We start from the raw sequence: 13,180 nt of genomic DNA on the forward strand, positions 1-13,180 counted from the left end.
ATGAATGTATAAATGTGTAAGTTAGTGCATTTAAATTACATACACTGCGTTAAGGGGGTAGGAAACCTTGAAACTCTCCACCATTCTATTGGCGATCATCCACCGCATGGATGGTGAACGGACGATGACGGCCGGTTACCATCTGTTGCGGGGCAAGCGTTCTGGACAGACTCTGCAAGACGTGAATTATTATGGATTACAACCATTTTTCGGTATATTACCAAAGTTGGAGGAAGCGCAATTTAAAAAAGCTTCTAAAGATTTGCAACGAGCGGATTTTCTCGTGGTAGCTCCTAATGCGCTTGTCGCATTAAGTGATGCTGGGCGGGCAGCTGCGGAAAAATTGCCGCCTTTCCATTTCTGCGGGTTGGATTATCAAGGAAGGGAATTGATTTTTTTTGGAAGGCTATCGTTAACCGTCCAAACGCTTTCCCATTTCAGGGCAGGCCATTCGTCTTTTTTACCCGTCCAACAAGATCGCGACATCCAGCAGTTTGTCAAACGGCTTCTTGCACAACAGCCGATCCATGATCCTGCTTTTGCTGAACGTCTTCAAGACGAGTTGGAACAAGCTCTAGTCCGCAGTGGTATGTCGGATCGACAGAAAGTTATCTTCGTCCATCGTTTGGCGGGCTATCAGATGACCGGCTGGACTTGGGACCAGGTCGGGGAACGATTGCAGATGGATCCTTTCGATGTCCGTCTATTATTCATAGAAAGTTTGCATCGAATCCTGCGGGCGGTTGAAACGTCAGTAGATTTGTCTTTTTTGCATCATATGGCTGAAAACGTTAAAGTGACTTCCTATTTAACCGAATCATCGAGAAAAACAAAGCAGTTGTTTGAGTGTGGAAAGACGATGGAAGAGATTGCGGCAGCCCGCCATTTGAAAATGAGTACAATTGAAGATCATTTTGTGGAGATGGCCATTCATGATCCCTCTTTCCCTCTCTTCCGCTTCGTATCGGAAAAGGATGTGAATCAAGTGATTCAAAAAGTGCAGGAAATGGGAACCAAACGGCTTCGTCCTTTAAAGATGGAGTTTGACGCCTTATCGTATTTTCAATTACGCCTTATATTAAGCGCGCGGATCGGGAGGGAAGCGGATGGATTTGCGGAAAGCACTTAACACGTATTTTGGATATGACCAGTTTCGACCCGGTCAGGAAGACGTCGTCCGGCATATTGTGGACGGGAAGGACACGATTGCGATCTTGCCGACCGGCATGGGTAAATCGCTTTGCTATCAGTTACCCGCCTATTTGAAAAAAGGAGCCGTTCTCATCATTTCTCCTCTCGTGGCACTAATGGAAGACCAAGTGGCCATCATGAAGAAAAATGGGGAAAAGCGGGTCGTGGCGTTAAATTCATTTCTATCATTTTCCGACAAAAAGCAAATTATGGAGCAATTGTATCGGTATAAATTCATCTTCATATCTCCCGAGATGCTTGCCCAGCCTTATGTGGGGAAGAAGCTTGGTGAACTCGAGTTATGCTGCATTACAATCGATGAAGCCCATTGCATCTCGCAGTGGGGCTTTGATTTCCGGCCCGATTATTTGAGGTTGGGTGACTTTTTCAGCAGCCTTCCTAAGCGTCCACCAGTTTTAGCATTAACCGCCACGGCAAATGGCAGAGTAACGAAAGACATTGCACGTTATCTTCAATTGACACAGCCGGCCATTATTAGACAATCCATTGATCGGCCGAACATTTTATATTCGATCGTTCCATTAGATTCAGAAATCGAAAAGACGGACTGGTTGCGGATTCGACTACGGGAATCGGTCGGTCCCGGAATCATCTATGTTGCCTCGCGGAAGCGGGCCGATGAACTTTCACTTGAGTTGCGAAATGCGAATCGGGCCATCGCTTCTTACCATGCCGGCAAAGAGCCGGAAGACCGGGCGTTTATCCAAGAGCAATTCATCAATGGGGAATTGGATTGGATTTGTGCCACAAATGCGTTTGGAATGGGTATACATAAAGAGGACATTCGACAGGTCATCCATGAACACTTGCCTCAATCGATTTCCGGCTATGTCCAAGAAGTGGGACGGGCGGGTCGGGACGGGAAGGATTCGGCAGCGACTTTGCTCTATGCAGAGGAGGATGGACAGAGAATCCGTTTTATTATCGAGGAAGATCTGCCTCATGCAAGTGAAGTTCGCCTCTATGCGCAGCTACTGTCAGAAGGGATGGCACCGGAAGAAGCTGCGAATCAGGCAGGACTCAGTGAAACTGGAAAGCGTGTGATTGACTTTTATTTGGAACAGCTGTCAGTCGATGAAGTCAATGCCCGCATGGACGCCTTGCGGCATGAGAAGATATTGGAATTGCAGAAGATGATCCGCTTGGTTCATTCCGAGGTATGTATTCGTGAAAAACTTTTGTCTTTTTTCGACGAAAATTGTGAAATGAAACCGAAGTCCTGCTGTTCTGTTTGTGGGAGGGTCGACGATGGATGGATATGGGACACAGTAGCGAATTCGACAAAGAAAGAGTGGGTTGGCTGGGAGGAAAGACTTGCCGGTTTGCTGGGAAGTCGGTCGGTTGACCCTGAAAACGGATCATAGATTTCTTGATATTGTCATTTCCAGCTTTCCTTAATAGGGTTTCCTGGATGGGCGGAGAGTAATGCAATACGCGCGGGCAATTGATTTTTTGGTCGGAATTCGTCATAATAAGGAGAACAGCACGTCGGGATAGGAGAATGCTACATGAATAAAGATGATTTCAAAGCTGAATTCGAAGAACACCGGAAGGAGATTAACCTAGAAGAAGAGGTTGAATCGGAAAGTTTGCCGTCCCGTGTTGAATTGCATCGAAAAAAACGGAATCCGAATAGGAAATCCAATCATCTCATGCTCAATATTATTCTTGGCCTTTTTACTCTCATTCCTGTCGGGATATTAGTGTATGTCATCTCCGATTTTTATTCACCGGACGATAAAACATCAGCTCAAGTCGAGGATTCTGGCATACGTTTTGAAATCGGCAATACCGCTCCGGAAGAAGAAGCTGCAGGAACCGAGAAGGATCCTGATGAAAAGACATTAGCAGAAACAACGGGTGATCCTGAAAAAGAAACGGCTACGCCAAAAGTGCCAACTACTGAATCGAAGCCTGATCCGAAACCGGTATCGAAGCCGGAAAACAAACCAGCTCCGCCGAAAACGGAACAGCCTGAAAAGAAACCAGCCGCTCCACCTGTTGAAAAGCCGAAAGCGGACCCGGTGCCAACACAACCCTCCGGTAAAACGCATACTGTAGCCCAAGGCGAGACCTTATACCGCATCTCCGTAAACTATTATGGCTCAGGTTCTGAATCTTCTCTAGAGAAGATTCGTCGCGCCAACGGACTTTCATCCAATAATATTAGGGCGGGACAAAAACTGATTATCCCTTGATAGAAATATATGGTTCCTCATTGGAGATTAAAAAGGCAAAGTGCGTACTTTGCCTTTTTATACGCTTGTAAAGGTGGTGCATCATTACGGAAAAAAAGATAGTTTGGGCCTCCTTTTCCATACTGGCCGGTTTCTTCTCTTATATGAACTTAAATGCCAAGCGGAGAAACGTTGTGTTTCATTCGATGACCGTCAATGCCAAGGATGGCAAGAGTAACGAGTTGTCGGTCTTTTTTATTTCAGACATTCACCGCAGAAAAATTGATGAGAAACTACTTCGGAAATTACGAAAGACGGGTCAATTTGATCTCGTCATTATCGGGGGAGATCTGGTGGAACGAGGAGTGCCGCTTTCCCGGGTTGAACAGAATGTAAAGCTGTTGTCCCAGTTAGGCCCGCTTTTTTTTGTGTGGGGAAATAATGACAGGGAAGTGGGAGAGCCGCTCCTCCGCGATATTCTCGGCCGGCATGGCTGCACTATTTTAGAAAACTGCGCTGTTCCGGTTCCTGGGCATTCTGACTGGATGATTTGCGGAACGGATGACCCATCAAGCCGAAAAGTCGATATCGATTCTACTCTACGGTATATTGATAGAGATAAGTATAGTATTTTAGTCACTCATACACCGTCCGTGTTCCGGAAGGTGGAGCAACAATATAAGCCTTGTTTAATGTTGGCTGGCCACACGCATGGGGGGCAAATTCGACTTGGCAGGCTGGCCCTGCAAGAAAAAGGGAAGTTCTGGCTGGAAGGCGAGCGAGCGAAATTGATCAGCAATGGCTATGGAACATCCACTCTCCCATTTCGCTTGGGAGCGGATCCGGAATGTCATATTATCAAGATCATGTATGGGGATTTGCAGTGAAGGAGTGCAATGTAAAGAAATGATAGTAAAAGATGCAATTGTGGTCGGTGGCGGCCCATGTGGATTGTCGGCAGCCATCGAGTTGAAGAATAAAGGGTTGGATGTCTTAATTATTGAAAAGGGTACGATTGTGAATGCCATCTACCATTATCCGACCCATCAAACCTTTTTTAGCTCGAGCATCAAGTTATCGATTGGCGATATTCCCTTTATTACAGCTACGGAAAAGCCGAAACGCAATGATGCACTCGTGTATTATCGATATGTAGCGATGTTGAAGGAATTGGACATCAATAGTTATGAAAAAGTGCTGGATGTTGTAAAAGAACAGGACGGATTCCGAGTGGTTTCGGATAAGGCCGAATATCGAGCGCAGCATGTCGTCATCGCAACTGGATATTATGATAATCCCAATCGTCTGGGCGCTGAAGGAGAAGATCTTCCGAAAGTGTTCCATTATTTCAAGGAAGCACATCCGTATTTCCGGAAACATGTCGTGGTCATTGGCGGCAAAAATTCCGCGGTTGACGCAGCGATTGAGTTAGAACGTGCGGGCGCTTATGTGACGGTCGTCTATCATGGATCCGACTATTCCCCAAGCGTGAAGCCGTGGATCTTGCCAGGATTTGAAAGCCTTGTCCGCAATGGAGCGATTGCGATGCATTTCGATTCGTCTGTTGTGAACATCACCGAAGAGGCAGTGACGATCAGGAAAGGCGATGAAGTCTTTACGATCGACAATGACTATGTGTTTGCCATGATCGGCTACCATCCGGATCAAGACTTTTTCAGGAAGATCGGCATTCAAATTGATGAAAGTAATGGCAGTCCAGTATTTAATGACGAGACGATGGAAACGAACGTGGAAGGGCTTTACATTGCCGGCGTCATCGCCGCTGGGAACGATGCCAACCGGATTTTCATCGAGAATGGGAGATTCCATGGAGGATTGATCGCAGAGGCCATTGCGAAAAAACGAATTACGGTAAGCGAATAAGGTTGCGGTTCGATTGCCGGCTGGGATAGGGGGGCGCCATCCATGTTCATATTGCTCACTGTAGCGATTGCGCCTGGATTGGCGCTCTTCAGCTATTTTTATTTACGGAAACAGATTGCGAAAGAACCGTCCCGCACATTGTTCCATACATTCATCTATGGGGCCATCATGACGTTTCCGATTCTGTTCATCCAACATGTCTTCGAAGAAGAGGATGTCTTTTCTAGTGAATTCCTTCGAAGTGTCATCTTTACAAGCGGATTAGAAGAATATTTTAAATGGTTGATTTTACTGATCGCCATCTATCGTCATATGGAATTTGAAGACGCGTACGACGGAATTTTATATGGAGCGAGTGTGTCTCTAGGGTTTGCGACGGTGGAAAACATCATCTATTTGCTGACGTTCGGGACGGATACCGCCTTCATTCGAGCGCTGTTGCCGGTCTCCAGCCACGCGCTGTTCGGAGTCGTGATGGGCTATTATATCGGAAAGGCTAAATTCACTGTCGAGTCAAATAAGCGCTGGGTTCTCTTCATTGCGTTCCTTGCACCGTATTTTCTTCATTGTGTATATAACACAATCCTTCTCATCCACGATCTTTGGTTATATTTAATCATACCTTTCATGTTGTTCCTTTGGTGGTTCGGCTTGACCCGGGTGAAATATGCCCATATGTATGCAATGCGACAATTCAGAAGAAAAGCTCAAATTGACCAAAAGTGATCCTGCCCACCGCAGGATTTTTTTTATGGGGAAAATAACAGTCGAGTGCGAGGGAATCGTTCAGTTTTTGCTTAATAAAATTCCGTTCTTTGGGCAAGCTGATAGAAAGGAGGAATGCAAGTGAAACGAATGGTGATCCGGATGGTGGCTATCGTCCTATTATTAGGATCAGCGTATGCCACTTCTCCAATTCAAATCGAGGCATTTAGCGCACGCGATTTAGCACGGGGCGCAAACGGGGATGATGTCATTGAACTCCAGGCGAGACTCCAATATATCGGATACTATCACGGAGCCATTGACGGGAAATTCGGTTATTCGACCTACTGGGCATTGCGCAATTTCCAAGAGAAGTTCGGCCTTCCAGTCGATGGAATCGCGGGAGCTAAAACGAAGAAAAAGCTGGTGGCGTCGTCCAAGTACGATGAAAGTTTTGTGCAAAGCAATTTGCGGAAGGGCAATAAATTCACTCACTACGGTAATCAACCATTGTCAGCGCAAGTATCACAGGGTGGTGCCAAAAAAGAGAATATCCAAATGCCCGCCAAGTTCTCCGATCAAGATTTGAAACTCATGGCCAATGCGGTTTATGGAGAAGCGCGGGGCGAGCCGTATGAAGGGCAAGTCGCCGTTGCGGCCGTCATATTGAATCGCCTCGAACACCCTGATTTCCCCGATACTGTCGGCGGTGTCATCTTTCAGCCGCTCGCCTTCACCGCAGTAGCGGATGGTCAAATCTGGCTGGAGCCGAATGAACGGGCCAAAGAGGCAGTGTTGGATGCCATCAATGGGTGGGATCCATCGGAAAATGCCATTTATTATTTCAATCCGATCACAGCGACAAGCAAATGGATCTGGTCGCGCCCGCAAATCAAGAAAATTGGGCTGCATATTTTCTGCATGTGAATTTGGAAGGCAAAAAAGTGAAAACGGCATGAGAGGAGGCAGGCGATTGTGAACGGGAATCTGTTATTCCCTACGAAGCAATTTGCCGATTTATGAAAAAAATAATATTTGTTTTAGTATATGCCATCGCAGCCATTTCGATTTATGCCTATGGGAAAGCAACGGAGAATGACCGACTTGCTCTCGCGCTAAGTGGGCAATACGCGAAAGAAATGGCCGATGCCTCGGAAAAGTTGGGAGAGCTGGATACGGCGGTCAAGAAAACATTATTGTTCAATGAATCTGACGGCTCGGCAAAAGCGAAGGAAGATATTTGGCGGCTATCCTCTGATATTAAAAAATCCATATCCGCTTTGCCGCTCGACCCCAGTTTTTCCACGTCATGGATGAATTATTTGGGCCGTTTGGGGAATTACGCAAAAGTCGGCGACCAGCACCACGATCCCAATAAGTTCCATCAAGTGATGAGACAAGCTTCAAAAAACTTGGGCGAGCTGTCAGATGAGTGGGAAGTGGCGACAGCTGGCATGGTAGATGGAAGATTGTCAATGGATGGATGGACGGATCGATTGAGTAATGAGAAATCAGGCTACGATTGGTCTAAAATGGGGAATACGGTCAAACAGTATACGGAAGCAGACTTTCCGTTGACGGCCAGTGAGTCGGATTCAATGAAGAAAAAGGAACTCCGGGATTTGAATGATGCGGAAGTGACCCGTGAGCAAGCGATGGACCGTTTTAAAAAATTGTTTCCGTCCGTATCCAATGAAATCGTAGAAGTGGGGTCAAGCCAAGCTGGATCGCCTTATCCCTTCTATCACATCCGCTTTGCGGAAGACCAGTCGATCGGCTATATAGACATTACGAAAAAAGGAGGCCACGTCCTATCCTACTTGTCCGAAAGGCCTTTCGGAAGGGAACAATTGCCTTTCGAGGATATCCAGCGGAATGCGGAACGCTTTCTAAAAGCGGCAGGATATGATGACGTGGTTCAGGAAGAAGCCCGGGAAAACAATAATGTGTGGCATCTCGTCTATGTCCGGGTCGAACCGGAATATGGCGCTAAAGTCTTTTCGGATGTTATCCATCTTAAAATGGCCAAAGACAACGCCAGTGTAGTCGGTTTGGATGCTTCCGAATACATCCGAAAAGAAAAAACGGCAAGTCAGTCTATGCCTGGTATTGACTGGAATGCTTTTTTCCATTCTAATGTTGAAATTATCAAAAATGAATTGGCTTATGTGGAAAACGATCAGATGGAACAGCGACTGGCGCACTATTTGACGGTTATGTCCGATGAACATGGCATACCTGGCACATATGCTGTCTTAGTTGACACGGAAACGGCAGAAGTTATCAAGACGGAAAAATTGCAATAGAACATATGTCGTCCAAATTCCATATTGGAATTTACATCCTGACATGCGATAATGAAAATAGGAATAGTGGAATGGCATCAGGGGATGTTGCATGACTTTAGCCCGAGGAAAAGGGTTCTGTGGTCATCACATTGAAAGTCATGCGATGCGGCATCCCGCTGCCAAGAAACGGAATCGGATGACTTCAGGATGGCAGGTGTTTTCATTGCTATTAACTATCGGTACTATCGTTGTGATTGATAAAGAGCATACGAAGGATAGTGAACAGTATAAAAGCAAGGTGGTTGATATTGGGGAAGATTTTGTCTTAATCGATTATCCGACGCATATTGAATCGGGACGGACCACCTTCATCATTGATGGAACGACGTTGCTTGTAACGTTCATCGATCAAAATAAGATTTCATATGCGTTCAAGACGGAAGTTTGTGGCAGGTTAAACAAAGGGATTCCTATGTTGAAATTGTCATACCCGGGCGATGACCAACTTTACAAAATCCAGCGCAGGGAATTTGTCAGGGTGGAAACCCCGATCGATGTGGCGGTCCTTACCGAGGACGGCTTCCATCAATTTGTCGCGGAAGACCTGAGTGCGGGCGGCATTGCCCTTAATATTCCGCGTGACGTTCCTTTCAGTGAGGGGGATACGGTCAAACTGACAATTGTTCTCCCATTCATTAATAAGGAAATCAAATACGTCCATTCCAATGCTAAATTAGTTCGAGTATGGGACAAAAAAGGCCGGACCATCGCTTCTCTCCAATTCGAGGACATTGAAGATGTTGACAGGCAATATATCATCCGCTTTTGCTTTGAACGGCAATTGCAAACGAGAAATCGAGAGTCGTAAGCATTCTCATTTTCTTAAAATGCGTTTTGTTCCAATCAAGGCCTATATATTGAAAAGGGGAAAGTCTTCGTACGCGGGACTTTTCCCTTTTCAATATGATACAATGTTTTCGAATTGACTACGGGGGTAGATGAAATGGTATATGGCATTCAAATTGCGATTGATGGTCCGGCGGGCGCAGGGAAAAGCACTGTTGCTAAAATGACAGCCGAAAAATTAGGTTTCACCTATATTGACACAGGTGCGATGTATCGCGCCCTTACGCATAAGGCGCTAAGCGAGGACATAGATATAAATTACGAGGATGCGATGAAGCATTTGCTGGAGGATACAGAGATCCGCTTGTTGCCTTCCACGAAAGGGCAAGCTGTCCTGGTCGATGGGGTGGATGTATCGGAAGCGATCCGTTCACAGGAAGTGACGAAAAGGGTATCGGCTGTTGCCGCACATCCATCCGTCCGTTTATTGATGGTGGATAAACAACGCCAGTTGGCGAATGATAAAGGTGTGGTCATGGATGGTCGGGATATCGGAACGGACGTATTACCTGATGCACAATTGAAAATTTTCCTGACCGCTTCTGTTGAAGAGCGGGCGTTGCGTCGATTCAAGGAAAATAGTGTTCGCGGAAACGCTACTTCTTTGGAACAACTGCAAGCCGATATAAGTGAGCGTGATCGTGCGGATAGCGAACGGAAAGCGTCGCCCCTCCGGCAAGCGGATGATGCTGTTCTGATCGACTCCACCGCGATGACTATCGAAGAAGTCGTAGATAAGATTAGTGAGTTGGCGGAAGAGAGGATGGTCCGATGAATCTGTATCCATTGGGAAAGGCGGTCGTCAGCACGCTTTTTTATCCATTATTCCGCATTCAAGTGATCGGCACAGAACATTTTCCAAAAGAAGGCGGCGTTCTGTTATGTACCAATCATATACATAACTTCGATCCGCCTGTTGTCGGCATCACCTGTCCAAGAACGGTGCATTTCATGGCGAAAGAGGAACTGTTTCATACACCTGTGCTGAAAAACCTCCTTCCAAGCCTTCAAGCATACCCTGTAAAGAGGGGGATAAGTGATCGGGAGGCTTTTCGGAACACGTTGAAGCATCTTCGCTCTGGAAAAGTGGTCGGCCTGTTTCCGGAAGGGACAAGAAGCAAAACCGGCGAATTGGGCAAAGGTTTGGCGGGTGCCGGGTTTTTCGCATTAAAGGGTGATGCGGTAGTCGTTCCATGCGCGATCATTGGTCCCTATGCACCGCTACGAAAATTGAAAGTCGTCTATGGTAAACCGTTGGATATGACCCCGTATCGTGAGCGGAAGGCATCTGCGGAAGAGGTGACAGAAGTCATCATGGATGAAATCCGCAAGCTCCAACTACAAAATAAATGAAAAATAAGAGTAAATTTTTGTTTTTATGGATAGATTCGCATACTATAGAGTTAGGATCTTTATGGAGGAGGACTACATAATGACTGAAGAAATGAACTTTGAAACTGAAACAGGTTATAACGAAGGAGACCGTGTTACTGGAAAGGTAACAAAAATCGATGATAAATCGGTAACGGTTGAAATTCCAGGAGCACCTTTTGATGGTGTCATTCCAATCAGCGAACTATCCAGCCTTCATATTGAAAAGGCATCCGACGCCGTAGAGGTCGGCCAGGAGCTCGAGTTGAGCGTTATTAAAGTGGAAGAGGAAAATTACGTTTTGTCCAAGCGGAAAGTCGATGCGGAAGATGCTTGGGGCTCGTTAGTTGAAAAATTCAATAATGGGGAAATCATTGAGACAGAAGTGAAAGACGTCGTCAAAGGCGGACTCGTCGTGGATCTTGGCGTCCGCGGATTCATCCCGGCTTCGCTTGTCGAAGACTATTTCGTGGAATCATTCGATGAGTACAAAGGCCGTACAATGACGTTCAAGATTGTCGAAATGGATCAAGAGAAAAATCGCCTGATCCTTTCCCACCGTGCCGTTATCCAGGAAGAGAAAGCTGCACAAAAAGAAGAGGTGCTCGAGGACCTGAAAGCCGGCCAAGTGCTGGAAGGAACGGTACAACGTTTGGCTTCCTTCGGTGCATTCGTTGACATCGGCGGCGTCGATGGACTTGTCCACATTTCCCAACTGTCCCATGAACACATCGACAAAGTATCCGATGTGTTGAAAGAGGGCGACAAAGTGAACGTGAAAGTCCTTTCGGTCGATCGCGATTCGGAGCGCATTTCGCTGTCCATTAAAGACACTCTGCCTGGACCTTGGGAAGGGATTGAAGAAAAAGCGCCGAAAGGTTCAATTTTTGAAGGGGTTGTCAAACGCCTCGTTTCTTACGGAGCATTCGTCGAAGTTCTTCCTGGTGTTGAGGGGCTCGTCCATATTTCCCGCATCTCCCACAAACATATCGGCACGCCGCATGATGTGTTGCAAGAGGGTCAAACAGTCCAAGTTAAGGTGCTGGATGTCAATGCGGACGAAAAAAGACTGTCGCTTAGCATTAAGGACTTAATTGAAAAAGAAGAGGATAACAACTACGGCGACTATGAAATGCCAGAAGAAGCATCGGGCTTTTCCATTAGCGACGTCATCGGGGACCAGTTGAAGAAATTCTCGGAATAACCCCGTTCATGTGACAATCAAATTCTTTGAGGTGATGGTGCTTGTACGGGCATCATCATCTTTTTTTGTGTATACTATCAGAAGATAAGCTGGAAGGATGGTAACGAATGACGAAACCAACAGTGGCGATTGTCGGAAGACCTAACGTCGGGAAATCCACAATATTCAACAGAATCGTCGGGGAACGGATCTCCATCGTGGAAGATGTTCCGGGGGTGACACGCGATCGCATTTACAGTTCTGCAGATTGGCTGACCCATGACTTTAATATTATTGATACGGGTGGGATTGATATCGGAGACGAACCGTTTCTCGAGAAAATCCGAGCGCAGGCAGAAATAGCTATTGATGAAGCCGATGTCATCATATTCCTGACAAATGGACGGGAAGGCGTGACAGACGCGGACGAGCAAGTGGCCAAAATTTTATATAAAACGAAGAAGCCGGTCGTGTTAGCGGTGAATAAAATCGATAATCCCGATATGCGGGACATGATTTATGACTTTTATTCCCTAGGATTCGGCGATCCGTACCCTATTTCGGGATCCCATGGTCTCGGACTGGGCGACTTGCTCGACCAAGTCGCAGCTAGTTTCCCGGAACCGGGGGACGAGGAAATCGAAGAAGATACGATCCGCTTTAGTCTCATCGGCCGACCGAATGTCGGGAAATCTTCTCTCGTCAATGCGTTCATTGGTGAGGATCGTGTCATTGTCAGTGATGTGGCTGGCACGACGACAGACGCTATCGATACGACTTATGAGTATGAGGGGCAAAAATTTAAAATTATTGACACGGCAGGCATGCGTAAAAAAGGAAAAGTGTATGAAAACACCGAGAAATATAGCGTGCTGCGGGCCTTAAAAGCGATTGAACGCTCCGATGTCGTCCTCATCGTGTTGAACGGAGAGGAAGGGATACGCGAGCAGGACAAGCGCATCGCCGGCTATGCGGAAGAGGCTGGGAAAGGCGTCATGATCGTCGTCAATAAATGGGACGCCGTCGAAAAAGACGATAAGACGATGGATCTTTTCACGAAAGACATCCGGGAAAACTTCCAATTCCTTGATTATGCGCCGATCGCTTTTGTTTCCGCGAAAACGAAGCAACGGGTCCATAGCTTATTTGATAAAATTATCATGATCAGCGAAAACCATGCACTTCGCATCCAGTCTAGCGTCTTGAACGAGGTAATAGAGGATGCGGTCGCACGGAATCCGGCACCGACTGACAAAGGACGTCGTTTGCGTATTTATTATGTCACCCAAGTGGCTATCAAGCCGCCGACTTTTGTCGTATTTGTCAATGAACCGGAGCTCATGCACTTCTCATATGAACGGTTTTTGCAAAATCGTCTACGTGAATCGTTTGGATTCGAAGGAACACCGATCCGGCTCATTACACGGGCGAGAAGCTGATCTTTTTCCCATGGA

13 protein-coding genes are annotated in these 13,180 nt (G+C 46.5%); all 13 read left to right on the forward strand.

Annotated elements, in window-relative coordinates; genetic code table 11:
• Positions 1–67: 67 nt before the first annotated feature.
• The 13 genes from AB1K83_RS13840 to der all read left to right on the forward strand — a co-directional run bounded on the left by AB1K83_RS13840 (position 68) and on the right by der (position 13,165).
• Entirely contained in the window at positions 68–1,129 is a 1,062-nt protein-coding gene (locus tag AB1K83_RS13840; protein WP_413058795.1) for a helix-turn-helix domain-containing protein, read from the forward strand.
• On the forward strand, positions 1,107–2,576 hold the full coding sequence (locus tag AB1K83_RS13845) for a RecQ family ATP-dependent DNA helicase (protein WP_413058796.1): 1,470 nt from the start codon (positions 1,107–1,109) through the stop codon (positions 2,574–2,576). The genes AB1K83_RS13840 and AB1K83_RS13845 overlap by 23 nt, the downstream gene beginning before the upstream one ends.
• Positions 2,577–2,720: 144 nt before the next feature.
• On the forward strand, positions 2,721–3,410 hold the full coding sequence (locus AB1K83_RS13850) for a LysM peptidoglycan-binding domain-containing protein (protein WP_413058797.1): 690 nt from the start codon (positions 2,721–2,723) through the stop codon (positions 3,408–3,410).
• A gap of 173 nt (positions 3,411–3,583) precedes the next feature.
• Positions 3,584–4,276: a metallophosphoesterase gene (locus AB1K83_RS13855; protein ID WP_413058798.1), complete on the forward strand. Its 693-nt coding sequence runs from the start codon at positions 3,584–3,586 to the stop codon at positions 4,274–4,276.
• A 19-nt stretch (positions 4,277–4,295) separates the two neighbouring features.
• Positions 4,296–5,273 (forward strand): YpdA family putative bacillithiol disulfide reductase, encoded by a 978-nt coding sequence (locus AB1K83_RS13860; RefSeq protein WP_413058799.1) that lies wholly within the window; start codon positions 4,296–4,298, stop codon positions 5,271–5,273.
• 42 nt (positions 5,274–5,315) lie between these two features.
• Positions 5,316–5,999 carry a glutamic-type intramembrane protease PrsW gene (prsW, locus tag AB1K83_RS13865; RefSeq protein ID WP_413058800.1) on the forward strand — a complete coding sequence of 228 codons (684 nt, stop codon included), beginning with the start codon at positions 5,316–5,318 and terminating at the stop codon, positions 5,997–5,999.
• A gap of 129 nt (positions 6,000–6,128) precedes the next feature.
• A complete protein-coding gene (gene sleB / locus AB1K83_RS13870; protein ID WP_413058883.1) occupies positions 6,129–6,905 on the forward strand; it encodes a spore cortex-lytic enzyme in 777 nt (258 codons plus the stop codon).
• A 92-nt stretch (positions 6,906–6,997) separates the two neighbouring features.
• Positions 6,998–8,284, forward strand: coding sequence for a PepSY1/2 domain-containing protein (locus tag AB1K83_RS13875; protein WP_413058801.1), 1,287 nt, complete (start codon positions 6,998–7,000; stop codon positions 8,282–8,284).
• A 91-nt stretch (positions 8,285–8,375) separates the two neighbouring features.
• Positions 8,376–9,134, forward strand: a complete 759-nt coding sequence (locus AB1K83_RS13880; RefSeq protein WP_413058802.1) for a flagellar brake protein — start codon at positions 8,376–8,378, stop codon at positions 9,132–9,134.
• Between the two features lie 135 nt (positions 9,135–9,269).
• On the forward strand, positions 9,270–9,947 hold the full coding sequence (cmk, locus tag AB1K83_RS13885; protein WP_413058803.1) for a (d)CMP kinase: 678 nt from the start codon (positions 9,270–9,272) through the stop codon (positions 9,945–9,947).
• Positions 9,944–10,525: a lysophospholipid acyltransferase family protein gene (locus tag AB1K83_RS13890; protein ID WP_413058804.1), complete on the forward strand. Its 582-nt coding sequence runs from the start codon at positions 9,944–9,946 to the stop codon at positions 10,523–10,525. Before cmk ends, AB1K83_RS13890 begins: the two co-directional genes overlap by 4 nt.
• Before the next feature lie 79 nt (positions 10,526–10,604).
• Positions 10,605–11,747, forward strand: coding sequence for a 30S ribosomal protein S1 (gene rpsA, locus AB1K83_RS13895; protein WP_413058805.1), 1,143 nt, complete (start codon positions 10,605–10,607; stop codon positions 11,745–11,747).
• 107 nt (positions 11,748–11,854) lie between these two features.
• Positions 11,855–13,165 carry a ribosome biogenesis GTPase Der gene (gene der, locus AB1K83_RS13900; protein ID WP_413058806.1) on the forward strand — a complete coding sequence of 437 codons (1,311 nt, stop codon included), beginning with the start codon at positions 11,855–11,857 and terminating at the stop codon, positions 13,163–13,165.
• The last annotated feature ends 15 nt before the right edge of the window (positions 13,166–13,180 follow it).

It is taken from the genome of Sporosarcina sp. 179-K 3D1 HS (genome assembly GCF_047228905.1).
GTDB lineage: Bacteria > Bacillota > Bacilli > Bacillales_A > Planococcaceae > Sporosarcina.

Bases quoted from the DNA above. Each gene is read 5' to 3' on its own strand.
- AB1K83_RS13845 (WP_413058796.1), top strand. From the start codon at position 1,107: ATGGATTTGCGGAAAGCACTTAACACGTATTTTGGATATGACCAGTTT.
- AB1K83_RS13850 (WP_413058797.1), top strand. From the start codon at position 2,721: ATGAATAAAGATGATTTCAAAGCTGAATTCGAAGAACACCGGAAGGAG.
- AB1K83_RS13860 (WP_413058799.1), top strand. From the start codon at position 4,296: ATGATAGTAAAAGATGCAATTGTGGTCGGTGGCGGCCCATGTGGATTG.
- prsW (WP_413058800.1), top strand. From the start codon at position 5,316: ATGTTCATATTGCTCACTGTAGCGATTGCGCCTGGATTGGCGCTCTTC.
- sleB (WP_413058883.1), top strand. From the start codon at position 6,129: ATGGTGATCCGGATGGTGGCTATCGTCCTATTATTAGGATCAGCGTAT.
- AB1K83_RS13875 (WP_413058801.1), top strand. From the start codon at position 6,998: ATGAAAAAAATAATATTTGTTTTAGTATATGCCATCGCAGCCATTTCG.
- AB1K83_RS13880 (WP_413058802.1), top strand. From the start codon at position 8,376: ATGACTTTAGCCCGAGGAAAAGGGTTCTGTGGTCATCACATTGAAAGT.
- cmk (WP_413058803.1), top strand. From the start codon at position 9,270: ATGGTATATGGCATTCAAATTGCGATTGATGGTCCGGCGGGCGCAGGG.
- AB1K83_RS13890 (WP_413058804.1), top strand. From the start codon at position 9,944: ATGAATCTGTATCCATTGGGAAAGGCGGTCGTCAGCACGCTTTTTTAT.
- rpsA (WP_413058805.1), top strand. From the start codon at position 10,605: ATGACTGAAGAAATGAACTTTGAAACTGAAACAGGTTATAACGAAGGA.
- der (WP_413058806.1), top strand. From the start codon at position 11,855: ATGACGAAACCAACAGTGGCGATTGTCGGAAGACCTAACGTCGGGAAA.